We start from the raw sequence: 23,481 nt of genomic DNA on the forward strand, positions 1-23,481 counted from the left end.
ATTCCTAATGCTTGTCAAACGGTTGAATTAAATATTGTGTCCCTATAATTCATTATTCCACCGGTACATTCGTCCATAATTGAAAAATACGGCTGCAAGGCGCGTACCATTTGGAAATGCGCGCGAAATCGCCTTTTAAGAACATTTTCTTCTGCGTCGTGGCCACGAACGGGTCTATTTGCCGGCTGAACACCGCCCGCCACACCGCTTCCGGCGCGTTGATGACAAATTCCGCGTCCGCGTCCTGCGCGACCTGCGTGATACGGCCGTTCTCAAATGTAAACCGGTGGGCCTGCCCTGTCTCATCCAAAATGACCGCGAGGGCCATGTTCATCGCGGTCTTGTTGCCCAATTCCTGCATCTGCGCGTCGGCATTGACTAGGCGCACGATCTCTTCGATCTGTTCTTTGGAAAATAATTTGTATTTTTTATTTTTGTCACCCCCGAATGTTTCTGTCGGGGGTCCAGAAATAGACGTGTCTGGATTCCCGACAAAAGCATTCGGGAATGACATTTTTTTATAATGAACGTCGACCAGATCCATTTTTACTTGTTCTTCCAATTCCTGAATAAGCACAAATGCATTGAATAGATCGTCCCCCACCGCGACAACGCCGTGGTTCTTAAGCACTACGATATTGTTTATTTTCAACGCTTCCACCACTGGCGCGGGGTCAGTCACTGATGGGGTTGTTTGGGCAATGGCTTTCACTTCACCCAGATAAAATTGCGCTTCAAATGTTTTAGGCGTGAAGCGGTCGTTGGATAAAAAGAAACCATTGGTGTAGGTTGTATGCGTATGCAAAACGCATTGGACCTTCGGCATCGCTTTGTAGATTGCCGTGTGCATCAGCCGCTCGCTGGATGCCTTACCTTTCCCGATAACCGCGCCCTTAAGGTCCATCGTGAGAATGTCTTTGTCCGTCAAATGTCCCAGACATGTTCCCGTGGCTGTTATCAAAACAGTATCGGCATCCAGGCGATGGGAAATGTTACCGTTAAAACCAAACACCAGCCCCTTGTCCCACAACAGACGTCCGGTCCGGATCATTTCTTCTTTTATTTGTTTCTCATTCATATCAGGTATTTCTTCGGGACCCATTCCACCAAAGGCACATAACCATGAACACCTTTGGGCGCTGTTCTTTTGCCTTCAAAAGACAAAATATCCTCGGGGTTACCCAAAAACCGCGCCTTATGTTCGGCCGGTGCTAATTGAACCGGTACGTTATGGCGTTTGGCCAAAACCGCCAGGACCAACCCTCCCATATCGCACAAAGCCCCGCTTTTATCCGCGAATTGGCAGGCCAAAACCACTTGCTTGACCAACCCCTTAAAGAACAGGAACCCGGCCATATTGTCGCAAATCACCGTCGGAACAATGCCTTTCCTGACCAGGGCCGCGCTGTTGCCTTTGCCCGCGCTAAGGTCCGGCCTACCCTCCAGAACAAAAACAGAGGCCGTCTTTGCCGGTTTAAAGGTCTTGAAAAAACCATCGGCACAAACGCCCTGTAAAAGAACAATGGATCCCGTTTTATAATCCCGCATGGATGGCGATCGCTTCCGTGATATAGGTGTTGGGCACAACGTCAAACCCCGGATAAAAACCCCGCGCCTTGGGGCCAAAGACCTTTTTATTGTTAAAGACCAAAAGTTCATCGGCATCGCGCATTTCAATGGGCATGTCATGGCCTGTGGCAACGCCTTTGGACGGCTGGGTCAAAACGATCAGCGGAATGCCGAACTCCTTGGCCAGCACCGCGATCTGGTAAGAGCCCACTTTATTGGCCACATCTCCATTGGCCGCCGAACGGTCGGAACCGATGATGATCTTGTTGACCAGCCCCTCGGCCATCAAAGCGCCGACGGTATTATCCGGGACCACGGTCACATGCGCTCCGGCTTTTTGCAGCTCCCATGCCGTCAATTTTGCGCCCTGCATGTAAGGCCGGGTTTCCGTCGCGTAAAATTTCACGCGCCTGCCTTCTTTTAAAGCGAGGAACGCGGCCATGGCCAGCTCTCCGCTGACATTGCAATGGGTCAAAATAGGATCGCCATCGGCCATATGAGCGGCGATCCGGCGCACACGCTCAAGACGGCGATGGCGGATGCTCTCCAGAAAACCTTCCACCGTGCGTACAACGGCCTTGCAGACATCGGCATTCTCATGGGCGGCTTTGCGCGCGACACCCGTGACAATGCCCGTCACTTCCGCGAAAGGAAAGGTCGGACGGGAATTGTTCAAGGCCAGGGCAATGGCTTCTATATCTTTGACCTTTGACTTTTGGCCTTTGGCCTCCAACAAAAAAGTATTCAAAACAACCAGAAATTGTCCAAAAGCGCGGGTTTTCATGTCCCGGATCACAGCAACCGCCCCCTTAACATTACGCACAGGGATATACTTGGTCTTTAAGGGGAGCAGGGTCTCATCAAGGACATAAAGCGTATTGCCCTTGATGTGCGCCGGCCAAAATAGTGGCGATTCGAACATATTATCCATGAGCGGGTCCTGTCTTCGGTTTCCCCCACCGTGCTCGTTCCTGCGCGCGGTGGGGGTCCCCCTACCGAAGCCACCCGCTGCCAGTTTATCTGTTCTCTTTTTGTTTAATAAGATTCAACGCAATGTTGATGAGCGCGCCTTCGGCCATGTAATAATCCGCGTTCATGAAACCCATTTCGCCCGTGATCAGATTATCGCTGACCGCCAGAATGGACACGGCCGGGATCTTATACAATTGGGCCAATGTCAAAAATACGGAACTGACCATGTCCACGGCAATGCAGTCCCGGTCAATGGCCTTGTTCACATGTTCTTTCGTTTCACGCAAAATAGCATCGGTGGACCAGACCTTGCCCTCATGGACGGCCAGCCCGGAGGCCTTGGCCGCGGCGATCAACTGGGTGTTAAGACCGGCGTCCGGCAAGGTCACGAGCGCGTCATCCACATAATACGGGGACACCCCGTCCCCGCGCACGCAACCCGTGGCCACGATCAGATCGCCGACCTTGATCGCGCTGGACAAAGCCCCGCAGCTGCCGATGCGGATCAGACAGCCCGTTTGACCGTTGCATAAGATCTCCGTCGTGATCGCGGTATCCGCGGCAAAACGGCCGCCGTTGATGGTGGTCACCTTGACGTCTTCATAAGTCCCCGTGAACATGGTGTATTCCATGAACGCGAATTTCTTGACGGGATTTTTCAATTTTTTCATGACGCTTTCCATGCGCTCGCGGGGGCCCGGCACAATGGCGTATTTGCCGAAATCCATCGGCAACAACTGCACCATTCCCATCAGGTCCTTGCCGGCCAAATGAATATCCCGGGTCATTCTTTCTTTTTCTACGATGGGCATACGATCTCCTGTTTTAACAATTCCTTGTCGATCTTTCCTGTCCTGTTTTTAGGCAGGCCTTCTCTTATTTCAACGGTCTGCGGCACCTTGAAATTCGCCAAATGTTCACGGGCAAAATGACGCACGTCCTGCGGTGTCAATGCGGCACCGGCTTTAAGCACCACAAAGGCCTTGAGCGCTTCGCCTTTGAGGGCATCCGATATTCCTATGACAGCCGCCTCCAGAATTCCCTCGTGCTTGCATAGGGCGCTTTCCACTTCCGGCGCGTAGACGATCTGCCCGGCCACCTTGATCATTTCTTTCTTGCGCCCGACGATATACAAAAATCCGTCCGTATCAAAACGCCCCAGATCGCCGGTATGGAACCACCCGTTGCGTTTGGCTAAAGCCGTGCTTTCAGGGTCTTTGTAATATTCCTGCATCACCACCCAGCCGCGGATGACGATCTCGCCGATATCACCGTCGTGCAGGATATTATCTTCATCATCCACGATCCGGATCTCACAATTCGGCGCCGGCTTGCCGACGCTTTCGATCTTCGGGTCATTCAAAGGCGTGACCGTATTGGGCGGGCATGTCTCGGTCATGCCCCAGCCGTTGAGGAGCTTGGCGTTGGGGCAATACTTATGGAAACGTTCCAAAATATCCGGCGAAGAGGGCGCCCCAAAAACCACCACCCAGCGCAGGGATGAAAGGTCAAATTGTTCAATATTTTTTAAGGTCAGCAGGGCCGTGTACATAGGCGGGACAATGTGAAAACACGTGACCTTGTGCCGGGCCACGTTCCTTAAAAATTCCAGCGGCTGGAAACGGTCCATCAACACCAGGGTGATGCCGAACAGGATGCAATTCTGGATATAAATGAAACCGCCGATGTGACTTAAAGGAAGGGCGCACAATTTCACGTCGCGCTCGTTTAAGTCCACGAAATGTTTCATCGCTTCCGGCGACCCGTCCAGATGGCGGTAATTCAACAAAATGCCTTTAGGATTGCCGGTCGTTCCGGACGTGTACATGATCAGCGCCGGGTCCCCTTCCTTGACTTCGGCCGGCGGCGTGCTCCCGCTACCTAAAAGCGAGGCCCACGGCTGTTCCCACGCCAGTCCGAGCGGCTGTCCCACAACAATAACGGTCTTAAGCAACGGCAGGGCCGCTTTTAAGACCTGAATGTCCACATCCGGCCTGTATAAAGCGATCAAAACTTCGGTCTCCGAATGCCCCAAACAGGAGACCAATTCCTCTGTTTTGAGCATATGGTCCAGGGGCACGACCGTGGCCCCCAGATAAAACAAGGACAGATACCCGTAAACATACTCCGGGCAATTGGGAAGATAAATGGCGACTTTAGAGGACTTGCGCACACCGGCACAGGACAGCCCTTTGGCCAATTGAAAAACCATGGCCTTAAGGTCATTAAAAGAAACCGGCTGGTCCTTAAAGATCAGGGCCGGCTTTGTCCCAAAACGATTTGCTGAAGATTGTAAGATATTGGTAATATTCATAGTATAGAATAGTAAAATTTTACTATATAATGATTAAAAGTCAAGAAATACGTATAGGCGGGAATAAAAAAATTACTTTAGGTAGGCGGACTTTGAAAAACTAGACCGGCTGATGCTGAATGTGCTCGGCCACTGAAACCTTGATGACAGACTGCCGGGTGACCCCCAGGCGCTGGGCTTCTTTATCCAATCGATGCACCATCCACACCGGAAAGTCCACATTGACCCGTTTTTGTTCCTGCTTTAAACGGCGGGATTTGCCTTTATTAAGGAATTTGGCCACGCTCCCGCCTTCGTCAAAAATCCTGTCGAACTCTTTAGCTTTCATATAACTCAACCTCCTCTTTGCGGGACCGCCTGACCGAAATGATCCTGATCTTTGCGTCCCTGTATGTAATGACGGCAGAATAACATTCGCCTTCTTTACGCCCTATGACCAGATAGCGCGGTTCATCCTTTGTTCTGGCCGGGATCTCCAATACATCAGGGTCTTCCCAGATGGCCTGCGCTTCAATGAAATTGATCCCGTGCTTTTGCTTGTTGAGAGCGCTCTTATGCTCATCGAACTCAAATTCTTCCATATATAGAAAATATACCATTTCTATACTCTTATTTCAAGGTAAATTTGATGCGAATTTGATGCGAATCTTAAAACCTTCCTGCCATTCCCGCGAAAGCGGGAATCCAGAAACAGTCTGTTACGACGCTTGAGCCATTGACCCCACCCCTAAATTAAACCACCTGCAACGAGAGTTTCGGGGCGTTTTGGTTTAAGTTTTCCTGTTCACATTGCCTCAAGAATTCCTCAGGCGTTTTGTAATCCAATGAGCTGTGCGGCCTGAAGGTATTATACTCGATCCGCCATTCTTCGATCTTGTTTTTTGCCTCCTGCATGTCCGAAAAGTAATTCTCGTTTAAACATTCATCGCGGAAGCGCCCATGGAACGATTCGACATAGGCGTTCTCAACTGGCTTGCCCGGACGGATGAAGTCCAGTTTGACCCCATGGCGATACGCCCATTCATCCAGGACCTTGGAGATGAACTCCGGACCGTTATCCACACGGATCGAATTTGGGAAGCCTTTAAGATCGACCAGCCGCTCCAGGATCCTGACGGCCCTGAACCCCGGCAACGATGTATCGGATTCAACGGTCATGCATTCCCGGGTGTATGTGTCGACAATGGACAATGTCCTGAACTTACGCCCGCTCCAGAGTGAATCCTGGATAAAGTCCATGGCCCAGCGCTCGTTGGGTCTGGTTGCTGACGGCAGAGGACTGCGCACAACAGCCGCGAACTTGCAACGCCGACGGATCCTCAAAGATAAGCCCTCCTGACGGTAAATCCTCTCGGTTCTTTTATGGTTAATGACCAGTCCTTCACGCCGGATGAGCACATAAAGCCTGATGTGTCCGTAACGCCTGTGCTTCTCGGCCAGTTCTTTGAGCCGTTGCCTGATCCTATCATTAAGATCATTTGGCTTAGGGTCATAGTGCATCACCGTCCGGGACACCAACACCAGGGTGCAGGCCCTCCGCTGGGAGAGACCGTGACGTTCGATCATGTGCAACGCCGCGTTCTTCCTGGCTTTGGGCCTTAGAAGTTTTTTGAGAGCACGTCCTTCAAGGCCCGGTTGTCCAAAGACAAGTCGGCCACAATGTGCTTGAGCTTGCTGTTCTCTTCCTCAAGCGCCTTCATCTTCCTCAAATCAGAGACCTCAAGACCTGAATACTTGGCCTTCCACTTGTAAAACGTGGCATCCGATATGCCGTGTTGCCGGCAAAGCTCGCCTGTTTTGGTCCCAGCTTGGGCATCCTTGAGCACTGCGATGATCTGTTCTTCGGTGTAGCGTTTTGCCATGTGAAGCCTCCTTGTTGGGTTAGTTTACCCTAGGAAACTCTACATGCAAATGGCTTTAATTGGTGGGGTGGGGTCAATGGTAAAACTGACGATGACCACACTGCAGATCAGCTGTCGGAAAAGGGGGTTCATTAGTAAAAATATATACTATATTTGGCAAAAAACAAGAGGTTGACGCGGTTTTTTGGAAAGCGTTTTCCAAAAAATTACAGACGCTGGATGAGATTAACTGTGGAAGCGATCTCGGCATCAACAAGGTCAAGATCATGTTGAAGGATCAGCCGGATGGATTCCGACTTTTGGGGGGATTTTTCTCTCAATTGGGCCAGTTGGCGGCTGATCTTCCTTAAAAGCGTGATCCTGGCCTTCAAGCGTCGTTTGGCCATGTCTTTGTCCACCAAAGGCAGAAAATACAAAGACAGGTCCATCTGAAAGAACGGGCGCTCCAAAGATAAAAAACTGGACTGAACGAGCCGGTCAAATTTCTTTTTGCCCTTGACGGTGATGCGGTAAACGTGTTTTTCCGGACGGCGACCCTCCCTGCCGGTCTGTTTTTCAATGAAACCCTCTTCTTCCATTTTCTGCAGAGGATAATAAATGGATTTGATCTTGATCCCGATATTGGGAGCCACGTCCGCTTCGATCTGGCGTTTGATCTCGTAGCCGTGTTTGGGGCCCGACGCTAAAAGACCTAAAAATAAAAGTTCGTGTTCGATCATGGAGCGGTCAAAGCCTTGTCCAGGTCCTTGAACAGGGCCTTGGCAACGGCGCGTTTGGCGTTGGTGCTCAAAGAGGAAAGTTCAATGCGGACCTCATTGTCAGATATCTCAACGAAAAAGATCCCGACCTCTGTCGTATTGATGTAGCCGGGGATGCCCATAACGACCACATGGCCCCTCACCTCGTCTTTTTGGAATATCAGATAGTGGTTCTCTTCAACGGCCTTCAGCACGGCCTCCATGCATTCCCAGTATCCTTTGGGATACGTCCTGGTGATGGCGTCCACGCGCCTTTTTTCCATTTCCCGGGTGGAAGAGCCCCAGAAGGTCTTGCCGACCTCAGCCACCGACGCGCACCCGGCCAGGGCAAGAGATAAAATAACGACGGCAAAAACCCTCATTTCCCGATGTTTCATGGCCCCTCCGGCTGCCCTTCGGGCAGAAGTTTGGATTTTTCCAAAGCCACGAGCTTGGAACGGGTTTTTTCCAATTCAAATTGGGACAATTTCTCGCGTTTGGTGAACTCTTGATTCTGTTTTTCCATCTCCCGCAAAACCTCCTCCAGACGGTTCTTCGTCGCCTGCAGTTCGATCTGGTCCTTCTCCATGGCCGCCACGCGGCCCAGGGCCTGCTCCAACTGGACCTTATAATTATCGCACATGCGTTCAAATCCCGAGGCCTGCGCCCGGTGTTTGGTGATCTCGTTGTGCAGGGCCTCGGTCTCTTCAACGGACGCCGGCCCCGCCGATGGCGGGGCGGCTTTCAACGCGGTGATCTGGGCATTGGCCGCCAGCAGTTCATCCCCCATGTGTTTGCGTACAGCGGCGATCTCATCCTGCAGTTCTTTGATCTTCGCCTGTCCTGCCTCCAACTGCTTCTGTAACGAAGAATTGTCCTCGCGCAAGCGATCCAAAGACTGCTGGGTCTCGGCCATCCTGGCCTTGTTCCCCTGTTGCGTCTCTGTCTTTAATTTTTCATTTTCTTTAGTCAGGGCATCGATCTTCGTCATGGCTTCCTGGGCCTGGGTCACCGCTTTCTCGGACATGAGACGCATTTCCTCTTCCAGGTCTTCAATATGTTTTTGAAGTCCCGGATCCTTCATTGCGGAGGGCATGATCGGCTGGATGGATATGGGCTGGACGGATTCTTTGCGCAGCATACTGAACAAAAATCCCAGGAGAGCGCCCGCAAAGAACATGATCCCGACGATCATATAAAAAGTCATCATAAGCGCTCCTTATAAAATACTTTTGTTTTTAAGATACCCGCAATAATCACGGACACCATCTTCCAAAGACAAAAACGGTTTCACATACCCGGCCCGGCGCAATTTGCTGATATCAGCTTGTGTAAAATATTGGTAACGCGTCTTTAAGATCTCCGGCATTTCACTATATTCAACGTGGACCGGTTTGCCCACGGCGGAAAAAAGCGCGGCGGCCAGATCATTCCACGTGCGGGCATGGCCCATCCCCAGATTAAAGATCCCGTTAACGTCCTTATGGTCCATAAAGAACAAAAGCGCGTCAACGGCGTCTTTGACATAAATGAAATCCCGCATCTGTTCTCCGTCTTTATACTGGGGGTTATAGGATCTAAAAAGCGCCATTTTCCCGTCGGAGACGACCCTGTCATAGGCCTTGGCGACAACACTTTGCATGTCCCCCTTGTGGTATTCATTGGGACCGAACACGTTAAAGAACTTCACCCCCACCATGCGGTCCTGATAGCCATGGGCCAAGACCCACTCATCAAATTTTTGTTTGGATCCGCCATAGAGATTCAGCGGTTTTAGCCGGGAAATTTTTGTTTCATCGTCACTGTAGCCCCGACTGCCGTCGCCGTAGGTCGCGGCGGACGAAGCATAGATCAAACGGGCCTTGAACTTGACGGCCCAATCGGCAACATGGCAGGAATATTCAAAATTATTGGTCTGAAAATACGCGGCATCCTGCAAAATGGTGGAACTGCACGCGCCCATGTGAAAAATACAGTCAACGTTGAAATCAAAATGGCCGCGGCGGATGAGTTTTAAGAACTCGGCCTTGTCAAAATAACGCACATATTTCTTTCCGGCCAAATTCTTCTTTTTAGGATCATCGTCGCCGTCATAATGGTCCACGGCGATGATGTCCTGACGCTTCAATTCATTGAGCTTCGCGACTAAGCAGCTGCCGATAAACCCCGCGGCTCCGGTGACGACGATCATATTCCCCCTGTGCCTGTACGGGCGCGGCTGCCGCCGTGCCCCTACCTTGTTTGCGCGGCAATTTTCTCCCCCAAGGCCTCTCCTAAGGCACCGGCGGCCTGGAAAACATCCTTAAAATCACCCAAATGCGCATAACCGGCAAACGTCAGGACTTTGGCCCCCGTTGAGGACAGCCAGATCTCCCCTGATATGGCCAGGCGTCCTTTCTCCCGGCGTAAAACCAAACGTTTTAAACGGCTATTTTGTAAAAGTTCCTCGATATATCCTTGAAAAACCAGGTTCGGTTCATCCTCCGGCGCGGCGATGATCAAAGATGTCCGGCTTTGCGCGATCCGGTCCGCCATACCCTTGATGATCATCAATGAAACGCGGTCCGATTGTTCATCAGCCGATGCCCGGGCCCCGGCCTTTAAAGGGGTGAACGCTATTTTTCCGCCGGACTTAAGAGCCGCGGCATCAACAAGAGTGATAGCAACATTGAGGGGTTTTTCAGACGGCTTGACCTGCGCCTGCCCCCCGCCAAGGCGGGGCGAGGCGTGCCAAAAACAGCCGCTGAAGGCGAATACGAAGGCCGCGCACATCAAAGGAAGAATGGACATCATTACGGGATAAATCTTAGCATAGACCGGGCAGGGGCTCAACCATAAAGCGGTTATTGTTAATGGGTAATGACGGACATGGCTTTAAGGTCAACGTTCGGGGTCGGCCGGCACAGATAATAACCCTGACCGGCGTCCACGCCCAATTCGATGAGCATATCAAGGTCCTGTTTGTCTTCAATGCCTTCCGCAACGCAGATCACATTATTTTCCCGGCAAAAAGAAGCGATCAATTTGACGATGCTTTTTTTCACGCAGTCGTAAGCCAGGCCGGACACGATGTGCCGGTCGAGTTTGATGACTTCCGGACGTGTTTCAACGATGGACTCCAGGCTGGCAAAACCGCCGCCCACGTCGTCAATGGCGATCTTGAACCCTTCCCGGCGGTAATCCAAAAGGCGGTCAAAAAATATCTTGTATTGGCTGATGGCGGAACGTTCCGTGATCTCCAAAAATACTTTCTGACTGGGCATTCCCCAGTCGCTGAACATGTCTTTGACCACAACGAACTTGTCGCTTTCAACCAGATAGGGGTCGCAATTCAAGAACAAATGCTCCTGATCAAAGAGCCGTGTCGCGATCGCCAATGCCTTTCTCCAGACCACCATTTCCAACTGATAATACAGGCCGAAACGCAAGGCGGCTTTGAACATCTCCTCCGGGTTGGATAAAATCCCCTTGGTCTGGGGACGGCTCAAGACCTCAAGGCCGAACAAACGCATGGGTTTTAAGAAATAAATGGGCTGGAAATACGGAATGATCCGTTCATGCTTGATGATCTGCCGCAATTCATGCATCACCGCGTACTGCTGCTGTGAGTGCTCGTGGTCGACTGTATGATTGCTGCGCCTCAGCACGGCTTCAATGCGGGCGAACAATTCTTCGGGCTCAAAGGGCTTGGCCAGATAATCATCCACTCCGAGATGAAAACTTTCGATCTTGTCACGGCTCTGGGTATTGGCGCTGATAATGATGATGGGGATATTTTGGGTCCGGGCATTGCTTTTTAAAAGCCGGCAGACCTTAAAGCCCTGTTGGTCCGGTAAGAGAAGATCAAGAAGGATGAGGTCCACATCGCCATTGACTTTTTCCAGGGCCTCACGGCCGTTTTTAACGGCCGTGGCCTTATACCCGTGTGTGCCCAGAAGCAATAAAAGAAGCTGGGAGATCGCGGGTTCATCATCGACGACCAAAATCCTTTGATTGTTGAGCGTACCGCTGTCCATCGCCAGGGTTTTCCTTTCGAGGTGCAAAGCGGGCTTTAATCTTTACTTAAAGTATAGTCTAACGCCGGAAGGAATCGATGGCTGTAAAGCGAAATCATTAGATTCTTTCGTCTGGCCTATCTTTTTATCCTTAAGGGGAATAAGCGGTTAGATAAAAAAACGTCTTTTTAAGAAAATGCTTTCCCAAAAACCAGAAAAACAGCGGGATTATTGACCTAAAACAGAAAATTCGGCAAAACAATACGATGGGCCGGATCCGGAGGAAACAGGGGTGCGGCGGACTTCTTTAAAGCGGTTTGGAATGGATGGGAAGAAAACGTCACAAGCAAGATCACCCGCAACAAACGTTACAAACAAACGTTGGCATAGAGGATGATGAAGGGCGTATGTATAAATTTGAGCGCCGCCAATCACAAAAATATTTTCTATTTTAGGATCTTTCTCTAACACCTCCATCGCTCTTTCAAGGGTCGGTTCGACCAAGGCCCCCTGCGCTTTAAAACCGGCACTCCGGCTCAAGACCACATTCAAACGGTTAGGCAAAGGCCTGAATTTCTCGGGTAGAGATTCCCAGGTTTTGCGTCCCATAATGACGGCATTTTTTTGAGACGGGCCAGAGGTCCTGGTCGTCATGTCCTTAAAATGTTTTAAGTCCTCGGGAAGATGCCACGGCAGGGCACCGTTCTTGCCGATCCCCCTGCGATCATCCATGGCAACAATAATGGAAAACATTTTGGCCATTTTGTGGTGAGTCCTTCGACTTCGCTCAGGATGCTTCGAAGGATGCTGAGCCCGTCGAAGCACCTGTCCATATCATACTGCAATAGGAAATTTGATGAAGGCGGCCGGCTGATAGCCGATCAATTTAATGTCTTCAAAGCGGTAGTCCAGGACATTTTTCTTTGCCAATTCCAGACGGGGTAATGGCCCGGGCGCGCGTTCCAGCTGGATCTTGAGCCCGTCGATGTGGTTGAGATAAATATGAGCGTCCCCCAGGGTGTGGACGAAGATCCCCGGGGTAAGGCCGCATTCGGCAGCGGCCATGCTCATCAGAAGCGCGTAACTGGCGATATTGAACGGCACACCCAAAGCCACATCCGCCGAGCGCTGATACATTTGGCAATCCAGACGTCCATTGGCAACGTAAAACTGGATCAAAGCGTGGCAGGGCGGCAAAGCCATGCGCCCGATATCAGCGACATTCCAGGTGCTGACAATGATGCGCCGGGAGCCCGGATCTGTCTTGATGAGGTCCAGGGCCTGGCGGATCTGGTCCACATGCTCTTTGCGATAGGCCTTTGCCTTTTCATCCCATACGAATCTTTCCCATTTGCGCCACTGATACCCGTAAATAGGCCCTAACTCCCCGTCGGCATCAGCCCAGGCGTTCCAAATAGGTGTATGGGCTTTGAGATCATCGTTGATGTTGGTGGCCCCGCGCAAGAACCACAACAATTCATGGACCACGGCATCAAAAAGGACTTTCTTGGTGGTTAAAATAGGGAAACCGTGGCGCAGGTCATATTTCGTCTGGTAGCCGAAAACAGAGATCGTCCCGGTGCCGGTGCGGTCTTCTTTTTTCTCGCCGTGCTCCAGGATATGGCGCACCAGGTCCAAATATTGCCTCATCCCTTCTTCTCCCACATCTTCAAACGGTATTCTTCCACCATGCGCTGGGTATTGAAAAAAGCCCCCCGGCGCACGCAATGGATCATCTTGTCAACCCAGGGACTGCGCGCATCCACGCTTCCCTTGCGGTTGGTCTGGTAATACAGCGTCATGACCTCTTTCAATACCCGGCACAGGGCTGCCGAGTCCTCGTCGAGACGAAGATTGGATTCGCTGCCGATCTCACGGCCGTGATGTTCATATCCGAAGATCCATCCGATATTGTCCCTGGCCGCCTCCACCACCCACCCGTCGAGGGTGGACAGTTGGACCACCCCGTTGAGAATGGCTTTCATGCCGCTGGTGCCGGAGGCCTCGAAGGGCGGCAGAGGATTATTGAGCCACACATCCACGGAATTGCTCAACAATTTTCCGAAATACGTATCGTAATTCTCTAGGATCAAGACCTTGATCAGGTCATACTGCGCGTTGAGCTTGTCGATATGGCTTAAAATATCCTGGATGTGGGCGGCGCCGATATTGTCATTGGGGTGCGCTTTGCCGGCCAGCACGATCTGGATGGGGCCTATCTTGCGCGCCAGATCCAGGACCTCATCAATGCGATGGAACAATAATGAAGGCCGTTTATACCCTGTGATGCGCCGCGCCCAGCCGATGGTCAGGACGTTTTCGTCCAATTTCCACGGCTTGACCACGGCAAGGAAGTTGCGCTTATTGGCCTGATGCGCTTCAAAGATATCTTTACGGAAATGGTCGTCGCGCATCAATTTTGACACGTGTTCCAGGTTCTTCGGCTCCCGTCTCCAGTCGCCGAAAACATGGGGATAGCGGTCAAAGAGCGCGGCAAAAGATTCCGAAACCCAGGTGTGGATGTGCACGCCGTTGGTGATGGCATCAATGCGTTTCGCGTACGCGGGAAACTGCAGGCGCATGATCTCCCCGTGTTTTTGCGCCACGGCATTGACCTGACGGCAATTGTCCAGGCAGATATGGGTCAGGCTGATGTCCTGGGAATCCGGCCCTTCCTTGCCGAATTTTTTGGCGGCCTGCACGTATTCGTCGGGAAAGATCTCTTCAATATCGCGGATGCCGAAACGGTCGTGCCCCGCCGCCACCGGCGTATGGCAGGTGAAAACGAACTTCTTTTTTTCTTCATCCATGCGGTTCTTGTCTGTGAGCCCGATGTATTTCTCGAGAATGGCGAACGCCGCGTGGCCTTCATTGAGATGATAACAGCCGATCTTCAGATCCAGCTTCCCGACGGCTTTCATGCCGCCGATGCCCAGGATGGAGCGCTGGAAAATACGCCATGACACGTGATCGCTGCGATAAAGCTGGTCGGTGAGTTTACGGAAATGCTCGCTGTTCTGGGGAACATTGGAATCCAGCAGGACCAGCGGACAGACATGCTTTTTGTCGTAACTGAACACATAATATTTCCACAGCCGCAAATGAAGATCCCCGTTCTTGGTGGACATGATCACGCGGTGTTTTAAAGGGATCAGCCCCGGATAGGTGCACGGGTCCCAGGAAAGTTCCTCGGGTACCTGGCCGTGTTTATACCAGAAATTCTGTTTGAAATACCCCTTGTTCCATAAGATCCCGAAAGCCACGGACACAACGCCCAGATCCGCCATGGTTTTGACCGTGTCCCCGGCGAGAACACCCAAACCCCCGCTGTAAATGGGGATATCGAGCATCTTGTTGATATCGATCTTAAAAACGTAATCGGACAGCCAGTAATTGGAGAAAACCTCGTGCTTAAAGAACTGGTTCTTTGCGCTCATGGGGCCGCTCAAGCGAAAGGAATTGTAAATGCTGGGTGCCAGGCCATATTCCATGGAAAAATACGCCACGGACCTGTGTCCCTCTTCGGCCAATTTCTTTTCCGCGTCCAGGATCGGCTGCAGGGGAAAACCAAAATAGGACTCCGGCGTGATGTCTTTGGCGTAATGGGAAAAATCTTCTATGGCGGAAATGAATTCGTCGTAATTCATGATTTTTTCATTATAGCATGCAGCGCCCTGGCGCCGGCGTCAATGATAAAAAAAGCATTGTGGGCCTTGGCGATGTGATACCTGCCCCCGTCGAAACGGATGTCCCCTGATGCCAAAAGCCGTTTGAGCCGCAGATCCAAAATGGCCTTGCTGTCGTATGTCCGGCTGATCTCGGCCATGGTTTTGCCTTGCGGCGCCTCCAATTCGCTGATCAGGCGCAGGCGTATGGACGTGGCGTAAGGGCCGAAAATACAAAGCACATAAACAAAACCTGCCAGACCGTACACGCACAAAGAAAAAATAAAAACCAGGAATTTATCCGTCACACTCAACCCGGGCAAAAATGAAACAGCCGCCGTCAGGACCAAAATCCCGAAATAAAAGAGCTTTTGAACAGCATCCAAAATGCCCGCAGCCGGCATACAGCGCAGGACCATGACGTGCGCCAGGACAAAAACAATGAACGCGCCCATGCCGCACGCGACGATGATCTGATCCAAACCGGACATGCTATCCCCCGGGGCCCTGCCCCAAAACCTTCTGATATATTTTTAAGACCCGCGCGATGTTCCGGCCCGACGGGGTCAGGACGAATTTTTCTCCCGAACGCCCGACACAGCCGCTGTCCTGTAACTCACCCAAACGCAAAGAAATAAAATTCTCCCTCTCCAGCGCCTGCAGGATCATTTCATACGTCGCCCCCCGGTCTTCCTGGACAACGCGAAGGATATTTTTTGACGGGCTCATCAGCAGGGTGCTCACGTAAAATATCAAATACACGGGGATCGCCAGAACATATAAAAAGACGGCTGTGAACGGCAGTCCCCTATCGGAAGGCGTCAGGAATAAAAAGCAAATGATCATAATGGTCCCGTTGGCCAAAGCGGTCAGGATAAAGGCCTTGGCCTGCAGGCCGGCCAAAGATGCTTTCCGGCAATAGCCAATATGAATGACGACGGACAAAACAAGAAAAATGAAAACGATCATGAGATGGTTCATGCGGAGTCCCGGGGCGGGAAATAAATATCTTTGATCAGGATACCGATGGTTTTAGCCACGGCCCTGATGCTCTTGAAACGAAAGGCCTTGGACTGCTCATGCCGGCGTCCGGCATGTTCAAAATAAACCGTCCGGTAGGGGGTCCCTTTCTTCAAAAGCCGCACCAGGCATTCGGCCAGAGCCGCCAGGCCGGTGGACTTGATGGGGATGGACCGCAGCAACTGTGTCTTGCAGATGAACGCGCCGTTGTAATACTGCAAACGCAGGCCAAAAAGCATGTTCATCATCCCGACGAACGATCGTGACACCGCCCGGCGGAACAGAGAACGGTGCTTGGTCTTTTGCATATACGAAATGACCAGGTCCGAGGACCCGCGGGAAGCGATCAGGTCCTTGAGAGAACTCATGGCCATGTCATTGTCGCCCGGAAAAACAGTCACATAGTCCTTGGACGCCATCTTGACCCCGCGGGCGAACGAATAACCGAACCCCTCATTGGTCGCGTTGAGGGCCACCCGTATGCCGGGATTGCTTTCAGCCCTCAAACGCGCGAACTCTCCGGTCCGGTCCGGACTGCCGTCGTCCACGACGATGATCTCATAATCCGTGCCCGCGCCCTGGGCCGCGGCCACCGCGCTGTCAATGGCGGCTTCAATATTGCCTTCCTCTTTGTAAGCGGGAATGATGATGGTCACACTGCTCATATATCCTGATTCATTAGATCTGTTTCAGCTATTGGATACCGTCATGATTTTTGCTATTTCATCGAAAGGCAATTTAGGGTTCAGGTCCTCAAGACCGGAACCGAATTTGAGCATGGGCTCAATGGTCTGGTCAGGGTCTATCATCACGTCGCACACCACAGGCCCCTGAACGGCGAGCACCCGGGCCATGGTTTTGTCCAACTCGCCGTGATCACGGATACGGAAAGCCGGCAAGCCGAAGGCCTCGGCGGTCTTGACGAAATCCGGGAAACTCAAACCTGTGGCTTCATTGACCGCGGCATAATTGGAATTCAGCCACGTATCAATGGTCTGTTTTTGGATGGCGTGGCCTCCGTTATTGAAAATGAACACTTTAACGTTCAAGCGATACCGCCGGATGGTGGCCAATTCCTCGATGTTCATCATCAATCCCCCGTCGCCGGTGAGGCATAAAATCCGGCCGGGGCAGGCGAACGCGGCCCCGATGCTCGCCGACAATGCGTAACCCATCGGCGTATGGTTCCACGCGGAGAACATACGCTGGCCCTGCTTCATCTCAATAGCCTGCAGGGTCCAGGAAATATTGGCCCCGGTATCGGTGATGAACACGTCATTGTCAAGCGCGGCCTTGGAAACGGCCTTCACAAAAACATGGCCGTCAACATGCTTTGTCCGTTCATATTTATCAACCGGACAAACCGGATATTTTTTTGCCCACGCCTTGATCTGCTCCCTCCATTCTTTAAAGTGGTCCCGGTCAGGAGCGTGGACGCGCATATGCTCAAAGAAATGGTTAAGGTCTGCCTCAACATCCATATCCAGAGAAAAATCATTCTTGGTAAATTTGTTCAACTCGTTGGGATCAATATCCACCATGACTTTCTTGGCCCTGGGCGCGAATAAAGTCGTTTTACCGCCGGTGATCATTTGCGACAAACGGGTGCCGACGGCAATGATCAAGTCCGCGTTCTGCGCCGCAAAATTGCCGGCCCTTGGGCCCACAACACCCAAACCCCCCATGTTCAAAGGATCGTCAAACGCCATCAGGTCTTTGCCGCCCCAGGTCAAAAGCACAGGGATATGGGAACGCCGCGCGAAGTCCAAAGCCGCGTCCATGGCACCGGCGATGCGGATGCCTGCCCCGTAAATGAGAACAGGCCGTTTGGCAGACGTGATCCAGGATGATAATGTTCCCGTCTGCTTCTTGATGTCCTTGGGTTGCGTCCCTACGGGGATGAACGTCTTCAAACGGCTGACGTCAATGTCCATCCTCTGCAGATCGTCGGGAATGTCCAGGGCCACGGGCCCCGGCCTGCCTTCTTTGGCGAGATAAACGGCTTTTTGCAATTCATATTGAATGTCATACGGGTCCATGACACGCGCAACGTATTTGGTGATGGACTTGAACAAAGAAACAATGTCCGTTTCCTGAAACCCTTTCTGGCGTAAATTTTCGTTGGGCCGCAGGCGCGGGGTCGTGACCTGCCCGCAGATGAACAAGACGGGGATAGAATCAAAATACGCGTTGCAGATGCTGGTGGTGAGATTGGTGGCGCCGGGGCCCGAGGTGACCATGGCTGTGCCCAAAGCAGGGCCTATGCGCGAATACGCGTCCGCGGCAGCACCGGCGGCCTGTTCATGGGCCACGCAAACATAGGACATCTCGGGATGGCGCGCCACGGAATCAACAGAATGGATGATGGCCCCACCCGAGACCACGAACACGTGTTTGATCCCCTGCCCGTATAAGAACTGCGCGATGAAATCCGATAATTTCATTATTTTGATCCAACGCCCATGCCAAAAATATAATGGCACATCGCCGGGTATCCGGTATGCAGGACCTCATCGTTCATGCCGAACATAAAAACACGCTTGAAATATTTTTCCATCAATGTCCTGAGCGATCCCTGGCTGTGCAAATTGATGTGCTGAACGCGGCTGCGCTGGGAAGCGTATTCATTGGCCGTGACATTGGGCGTGCCGATGATACAGACCCCGTCTTTTTTAAGGATGCCCGCCTGACCGGCGACAAAAGGACCGTTCAAGTGACGATCCAGATGCTCGATCACATCGATGGAGTATGCCCCGCAAAAAGAGGCCCTGGGCAATTTGAGGTCCTGGATGGTGCCTTGACGAAAATCGATGTTCTTGATCTTGGCCAGACGTTTTTTATTGCCGGCAATGTGCCTGGCATCCGGCTCTATGGCCGTAACTTTTTTGACATGCTGGGCAACGATGGGCGTCCCGAAGGCGTCCCCACAGCCAACCTCGATCACACGGTCCATCCCATCCAGCATTTTGGCGCAAAATTTGTAACGGGCCAGCACGAATCCCATGTGCTTGGGGTCGTTCAATAAACTGTAGGACGTCCACGGGCCTAATGCAACGGGATCAATGAATTGATGGTCCGTGCCTATCCGATACGCCTGCTGTTGTGTCAATTTCTTAACCATAACGCCTTTCCATTGACTAGCCAAAACTGTTTTTATTACGTCTTAACTTATACATATCCGGATCGGTTTTGAGCGCTTTCTTTAATTTCTCTCTCTTGCCCTCACGCCACGGGTCGTAAACCACGGAAAAATTACGGCCGCCGGCGACGGGCTTGCCCTGTTCGCACAGCCAGTCAACGCATTCATAAATGTCATCCAGAGATGTCCCGTTCTTGTTCTTCAAAAAATCCCGCGTTTCCAGGACCTTGGCTTTGGCGGTGCGCTTGTCGGATAAGATGGTCTTGTGGATCTTTGTCCTTGTCCACCCCGGACCGATGATGAACACGTTAAGGTCTTTGTTCTCCGCATCCAGGAATTCACACATTTTAGCCAGCATGATCTTGGAGATCGTATAGGCCGAAAAATTAACAACACTCCCGTTCATGCCGCCGCCGGCAAAAAAAATCACGTCCGCTTTCCTGCGGTTGCGATAAGGGTGCAGCATGTGCAAGGCGCGTAACTGTTCAATGGCATTAACGCCAACGGAACCCTTCCACTCGTCAAAATCACAATCAAAGAACGGTATCACCGGCAAAGGATAGCCGACGCAGGATATCAAAATATCCCACTTCAACTTCTTGCTCCTGATCTGCCTGACAAAACGATCCAGATCCGCGCGCTTGCCAAGGTCGCATTTGAACAAAAGGCAATCAGGCAAACCTTGGAGGTCCTGGACGTGAATTTTGGTCCGATAAGTACCAACGACCGTAAAACCACGACGCAAATATTTCCTGGCCAAATGCGCGCCGATATCACTGCTAATAGATAAAATAACAACGATTTTCTTCATACGTGTGTCCGCATAATTCCCGGTATTCATTTTTTGAGGCCCGCGGGGAACAGCAAAGAAGTTATGATGGAAATAAAAATAGTGACCGCGATAAAACCAAGGGCCAGGACGATGGGGATCTCCACAAAATGTCCGATCAGCATTTTGATGCCGACAAAGATCAGGATCACGCCCAGACCGTAATGCAAATGATGAAAGAGCCCCATGACCCCGGCGAGCGCGAAATACATGGCCCTTAAGCCCAGAATGGCAAAGATATTGGACGAATACGCGATGAACGGGTCCTTGGTGACCGCCAGAATGGCCGGGATGGAATCAATGGCAAAAATAATGTCCGCGGTCTCGATGGCGATCAGGACAACCAGCAAAGGTGTCGCATGCCAGACGCCGTTGATCACTGTCCCGAAGGCCCCGCCGATATAACCCTTTGTCACCGGGAAAAAACGGCGGAACAGGCGCAGGACAAAACTCTTTTCGGGGTCCACCTCTTTTTCTTTTTCAAAAAACAATTTAAATCCGGAAAAAGCCAGAAAACCGCCAAAGACATACATCAGCCAGTGGAATTGTTTTAAAAGCGCGATACCGGCAAGAATAAAAACAGCGCGCATGACCTGCGCCCCGATGATCCCCCACAGAAGCACCCGGTGCTGATAGGCCGGCGGCACTTTAAAATAGGAAAAAATGAGCAGAAAAACGAACAGATTATCAACGCTTAAGGACTGTTCGATCACATACCCGGTCAAAAATTCCAACGCCCTTTGGGAGCCCAGCCAGAAATAAATGCCGATGTTAAAAAAAACGGCCAGCAGGACCCAGACCCCGGTCAAGGCCATGGCCTTGCGGATCTTGATCTCCCTGTCCCGTGGACTTAGAACGCAGGCATCGAAGACCAGCAAAAGGACCACAAAAACGTTAAAAACAACCCAAAGCACGGGCGACGATGTTGTCATGTTTTACCCCGGTCAAAGTTACCGCTTTTACCGCCGCTTTTATGCATCAAACGGATCCCGGAAATGACCATGTCCTGCCCCGCCCATTTCATCATGTCATAAATGGTCAGGCAGGCAACGGACACCGCAGCCAGAGCTTCCATTTCAACCCCGGTTTTTCCCGAACACAAAACCTCGGCTGTCACAAGGACCGCGTGTTTGCTCTTTTGAGGCAGACATTCGACTTTGATTTTTTCCAGGACCAGCGGATGGCACAAAGGAATGAGGGCCGGTGTGGATTTCGCGGCCATGATGCCGGCGATCCTTGCTGTCTCTAAAACATCGCCTTTGGGCGACCGGCCGGTGATCAGGGCCTTGAACGCGGCGGGTGATAAAGTTATAACGCCTTGTGCCACAGCCCGGCGGACCGTAACATCTTTGGAACTGATGTCCACCATTCCCGCGCGCGATCTTTTATTCAAAGGCATTTTTTTTCCGCTGTTGTTTTTTTTGCGCGTGCTTCTTTTTTTCTTCCAGCATGCGCTCCTTGGCCGCCCGCGAACGCTGACGGTCCTGACGGCGTTTTTTCGCCCGGGCCTGCCTTAACTGCTGATATTCCTGCTCAAATTTTTTTTCAACGGCACGCGCCAGCAAGCCCCAGGCCTCCTGCCGGTTGAGATGCTGGAAACGGTATTTCTGGCATTTGACCCTGATCCCCGTCGGCCGGTGCCATAACTGCACACAGGTGGCGACCTTGTTGACGTTCTGCCCGCCGGGCCCGGAAGAACGGACAAACGTTTCAACAACATCTTCCTTGCGGACCATGTTCCCTCTTAACGCGTGAATTTGATCAGGGACGGGGCATAATCTCCGGGGGCCTCATACCCCAGTAAATTCAATAAGGTGGCGGCGACATTGGCCAATCCCTGTTGAGATAATTGCGCCATTTCATATTCGCCGTTATATTGGGCATCCACGATGGCGCATGGCACGGGGTTGAGCGAATGCGCTGTGCTCACCTGTTTTTTGCCGTCCTTGACAATGAACATCTCATCCGCGTTGCCGTGGTCCGCCAAAACCACGGCAATACCGTTCAATTCCTTAATAACAGCCAAAAGTTCGGCCAACCCCTGGTCCACCGCCTCAACGGCGATGATGATGGCCTGGGGCACACCCGTATGGCCGACCATGTCGCCGTTTGGAAAATTGATGCGGCCGAACCTGTATTGACCGGACCGGAGCAATTCAATGGTCTTTTCAGTGATCTGGGCCGCTTTCATCTTCGGCGCCTGGTCAAAACGGACCTTGTCCGAAAGGATCTCAACGTAGGTTTCAAGCTTGTTATCCACATAACCGCTTTTATTGCCGTTCCAGAAATAGGTCACGTGGCCGTATTTTTGCGTTTCGGAAAGGGCGAATGAGGTGATGCCGTTGGCGCACATATAAACGCCGACGGGGCCTTCGATCTGCGGCGGATCAACGAGAAAATTCTTCGGGATATGCAGGTCCCCATCATATTGCATCATGCCGGCAAAAAGCACGTCCGGCACGCGCACACGGTCAAACTTATTGAAATCCTTTTGCTCGAACGCCATGGACAGTTCAATGGCCCTGTCCCCGCGGAAGTTAAAAAATACGACCGAATCGCCGTCCTCAATGGTCCCGACCGGAGAGCCGTCGTCCTCAATGACGAAAGGATCCAGATACTGGTCGGTGATGGCCGGGTCTTCGTTATAGCAGGTCTGCACGGCCTCGGCCGCGGAAGCGAAACGCCGGCCTTTGCCCAACACATGCGCTTTCCAGCCGCGCTCAACGATCGCCCAATCGGCATTGTAGCGGTCCATGGTGGTGACCATGCGCCCCCCGCCGGAAGCGATGCGATAATCATAGCCCTTGGAAGTATTATTGACCTCTTTGAGAACGGCCTCGGCCTTTTCAATATAGGTCAAAGCGCTTTTCTCATAAACATCGCGCCCGTCTAAAAGCGCGTGGATCCGCAGGCGTTTGACGCCGTCCTGGGCACAGCGGCGGACCATGGCCAACAACTGGTCAATATGCGCGTGCACGTTGCCGTCGGACAAAAGCCCTATCAAATGGAATATCTTGTTCTCGCCCTTGACCCGTTCAACCAGGTCTTTCCACAATTTGGTCTGGAAAACAGCGCCGCTGTCAATGGACTTTTGGACGAGTTTGGCGCCCTGGTCAAAAACGCGGCCAGCGCCCAGGGCATTATGCCCCACCTCGCTGTTGCCCATATCGTCATCGGAAGGCATGCCGACGGCAGTGCCGTGGGCTTTCAATTGCGTGTACAATTTGGACTGCATCAGTTCATCCAAACACGGCGTTTTTGCCAAAAAAACACCATCGCTGTCGTCGTGTTTACCGATGCCGATCCCGTCCATGATGACCAGCAGCAAAGGCCCCGGGCGTCCGGAAAAGCCAGACAATTTTTTTAATTCATAAGACAT

General features: G+C 51.9%; 27 protein-coding genes. All 27 read right to left on the minus strand.

The features are described 5' to 3' along the window. Nucleotides 1–52: 52 nt before the first annotated feature. The 27 genes from Q7K71_03660 to gpmI all read right to left on the minus strand — a co-directional run bounded on the left by Q7K71_03660 (nucleotide 53) and on the right by gpmI (nucleotide 23,481). Nucleotides 53–1,078 (minus strand): class II aldolase/adducin family protein, encoded by a 1,026-nt coding sequence (locus Q7K71_03660; protein MDO8675196.1) that lies wholly within the window; start codon nucleotides 1,076–1,078, stop codon nucleotides 53–55. Continuing rightward, nucleotides 1,075–1,548 carry a hypothetical protein gene (locus tag Q7K71_03665; GenBank protein MDO8675197.1) on the minus strand — a complete coding sequence of 158 codons (474 nt, stop codon included), beginning with the start codon at nucleotides 1,546–1,548 and terminating at the stop codon, nucleotides 1,075–1,077. The genes Q7K71_03660 and Q7K71_03665 overlap by 4 nt, the downstream gene beginning before the upstream one ends. After that, nucleotides 1,535–2,500 (minus strand): hypothetical protein, encoded by a 966-nt coding sequence (locus Q7K71_03670; protein MDO8675198.1) that lies wholly within the window; start codon nucleotides 2,498–2,500, stop codon nucleotides 1,535–1,537. Before Q7K71_03670 ends, Q7K71_03665 begins: the two co-directional genes overlap by 14 nt. A gap of 85 nt (nucleotides 2,501–2,585) precedes the next feature. Continuing rightward, nucleotides 2,586–3,353, minus strand: coding sequence for a hypothetical protein (locus Q7K71_03675; protein ID MDO8675199.1), 768 nt, complete (start codon nucleotides 3,351–3,353; stop codon nucleotides 2,586–2,588). Beyond that, nucleotides 3,341–4,855 carry an AMP-binding protein gene (locus tag Q7K71_03680; GenBank protein MDO8675200.1) on the minus strand — a complete coding sequence of 505 codons (1,515 nt, stop codon included), beginning with the start codon at nucleotides 4,853–4,855 and terminating at the stop codon, nucleotides 3,341–3,343. Before Q7K71_03680 ends, Q7K71_03675 begins: the two co-directional genes overlap by 13 nt. Before the next feature lie 100 nt (nucleotides 4,856–4,955). Further along, a complete protein-coding gene (locus Q7K71_03685; GenBank protein ID MDO8675201.1) occupies nucleotides 4,956–5,183 on the minus strand; it encodes a CopG family transcriptional regulator in 228 nt (75 codons plus the stop codon). Then, the gene (locus Q7K71_03690; protein MDO8675202.1) at nucleotides 5,173–5,436 is read right to left on the minus strand and encodes a BrnT family toxin; all 264 of its coding nucleotides are present in this window, start codon (nucleotides 5,434–5,436) and stop codon (nucleotides 5,173–5,175) included. The genes Q7K71_03685 and Q7K71_03690 overlap by 11 nt, the downstream gene beginning before the upstream one ends. Nucleotides 5,437–5,587: 151 nt before the next feature. Further along, nucleotides 5,588–6,717 (minus strand): IS3 family transposase gene (locus Q7K71_03695; protein MDO8675203.1). Its coding sequence is split into 2 segments (ribosomal slippage): nucleotides 5,588–6,471 and nucleotides 6,471–6,717, totalling 1,131 coding nucleotides; the frame shifts between segments, so codons are not numbered across the junction. 206 nt (nucleotides 6,718–6,923) lie between these two features. Next, a complete protein-coding gene (locus Q7K71_03700) occupies nucleotides 6,924–7,436 on the minus strand; it encodes a PadR family transcriptional regulator (GenBank protein MDO8675204.1) in 513 nt (170 codons plus the stop codon). Then, nucleotides 7,433–7,852, minus strand: coding sequence for a hypothetical protein (locus Q7K71_03705; protein ID MDO8675205.1), 420 nt, complete (start codon nucleotides 7,850–7,852; stop codon nucleotides 7,433–7,435). The genes Q7K71_03700 and Q7K71_03705 overlap by 4 nt, the downstream gene beginning before the upstream one ends. Continuing rightward, on the minus strand, nucleotides 7,849–8,664 hold the full coding sequence (locus Q7K71_03710; GenBank protein ID MDO8675206.1) for a hypothetical protein: 816 nt from the start codon (nucleotides 8,662–8,664) through the stop codon (nucleotides 7,849–7,851). The genes Q7K71_03705 and Q7K71_03710 overlap by 4 nt, the downstream gene beginning before the upstream one ends. 9 nt (nucleotides 8,665–8,673) lie before the next feature. Continuing rightward, nucleotides 8,674–9,645, minus strand: a complete 972-nt coding sequence (rfaD, locus tag Q7K71_03715) for an ADP-glyceromanno-heptose 6-epimerase (GenBank protein MDO8675207.1) — start codon at nucleotides 9,643–9,645, stop codon at nucleotides 8,674–8,676. A gap of 41 nt (nucleotides 9,646–9,686) precedes the next feature. Continuing rightward, nucleotides 9,687–10,247, minus strand: a complete 561-nt coding sequence (locus tag Q7K71_03720; protein MDO8675208.1) for a hypothetical protein — start codon at nucleotides 10,245–10,247, stop codon at nucleotides 9,687–9,689. A gap of 56 nt (nucleotides 10,248–10,303) precedes the next feature. Further along, nucleotides 10,304–11,497 (minus strand): EAL domain-containing protein, encoded by a 1,194-nt coding sequence (locus Q7K71_03725; protein MDO8675209.1) that lies wholly within the window; start codon nucleotides 11,495–11,497, stop codon nucleotides 10,304–10,306. Between the two features lie 180 nt (nucleotides 11,498–11,677). After that, on the minus strand, nucleotides 11,678–12,202 hold the full coding sequence (locus Q7K71_03730; protein MDO8675210.1) for a dihydrofolate reductase: 525 nt from the start codon (nucleotides 12,200–12,202) through the stop codon (nucleotides 11,678–11,680). 81 nt (nucleotides 12,203–12,283) lie between these two features. Further along, nucleotides 12,284–13,099, minus strand: coding sequence for a thymidylate synthase (locus Q7K71_03735; protein ID MDO8675211.1), 816 nt, complete (start codon nucleotides 13,097–13,099; stop codon nucleotides 12,284–12,286). Further along, a complete protein-coding gene (glgP, locus tag Q7K71_03740) occupies nucleotides 13,096–15,096 on the minus strand; it encodes an alpha-glucan family phosphorylase (protein ID MDO8675212.1) in 2,001 nt (666 codons plus the stop codon). Before glgP ends, Q7K71_03735 begins: the two co-directional genes overlap by 4 nt. Then, nucleotides 15,093–15,605 carry a hypothetical protein gene (locus Q7K71_03745; GenBank protein MDO8675213.1) on the minus strand — a complete coding sequence of 171 codons (513 nt, stop codon included), beginning with the start codon at nucleotides 15,603–15,605 and terminating at the stop codon, nucleotides 15,093–15,095. The genes glgP and Q7K71_03745 overlap by 4 nt, the downstream gene beginning before the upstream one ends. Before the next feature lies 1 nt (nucleotide 15,606). Next, on the minus strand, nucleotides 15,607–16,095 hold the full coding sequence (locus Q7K71_03750) for a hypothetical protein (GenBank protein MDO8675214.1): 489 nt from the start codon (nucleotides 16,093–16,095) through the stop codon (nucleotides 15,607–15,609). Next, nucleotides 16,092–16,799, minus strand: coding sequence for a glycosyltransferase family 2 protein (locus Q7K71_03755; protein MDO8675215.1), 708 nt, complete (start codon nucleotides 16,797–16,799; stop codon nucleotides 16,092–16,094). The genes Q7K71_03750 and Q7K71_03755 overlap by 4 nt, the downstream gene beginning before the upstream one ends. Before the next feature lie 24 nt (nucleotides 16,800–16,823). Beyond that, a complete protein-coding gene (locus Q7K71_03760) occupies nucleotides 16,824–18,578 on the minus strand; it encodes a thiamine pyrophosphate-binding protein (protein MDO8675216.1) in 1,755 nt (584 codons plus the stop codon). Then, entirely contained in the window at nucleotides 18,578–19,255 is a 678-nt protein-coding gene (locus Q7K71_03765) for a class I SAM-dependent methyltransferase (GenBank protein MDO8675217.1), read from the minus strand. Before Q7K71_03765 ends, Q7K71_03760 begins: the two co-directional genes overlap by 1 nt. Before the next feature lie 16 nt (nucleotides 19,256–19,271). Next, nucleotides 19,272–20,084 (minus strand): SDR family oxidoreductase, encoded by an 813-nt coding sequence (locus tag Q7K71_03770; protein ID MDO8675218.1) that lies wholly within the window; start codon nucleotides 20,082–20,084, stop codon nucleotides 19,272–19,274. A 26-nt stretch (nucleotides 20,085–20,110) separates the two neighbouring features. Next, complete coding sequence (locus tag Q7K71_03775) at nucleotides 20,111–21,034, minus strand: TerC family protein (protein ID MDO8675219.1); 924 nt, start codon at nucleotides 21,032–21,034, stop codon at nucleotides 20,111–20,113. After that, nucleotides 21,031–21,501 (minus strand): cyclic pyranopterin monophosphate synthase MoaC, encoded by a 471-nt coding sequence (gene moaC, locus Q7K71_03780; GenBank protein MDO8675220.1) that lies wholly within the window; start codon nucleotides 21,499–21,501, stop codon nucleotides 21,031–21,033. The genes Q7K71_03775 and moaC overlap by 4 nt, the downstream gene beginning before the upstream one ends. After that, entirely contained in the window at nucleotides 21,488–21,838 is a 351-nt protein-coding gene (locus tag Q7K71_03785; GenBank protein MDO8675221.1) for a peptide chain release factor-like protein, read from the minus strand. Before Q7K71_03785 ends, moaC begins: the two co-directional genes overlap by 14 nt. 8 nt (nucleotides 21,839–21,846) lie before the next feature. Then, nucleotides 21,847–23,481: a 2,3-bisphosphoglycerate-independent phosphoglycerate mutase gene (gpmI, locus tag Q7K71_03790; GenBank protein ID MDO8675222.1), complete on the minus strand. Its 1,635-nt coding sequence runs from the start codon at nucleotides 23,479–23,481 to the stop codon at nucleotides 21,847–21,849.

This window comes from Candidatus Omnitrophota bacterium (genome assembly GCA_030650275.1).
Classification (GTDB): Bacteria; Omnitrophota; Gorgyraeia; order Zapsychrales; family Fredricksoniimonadaceae; genus JACPXN01.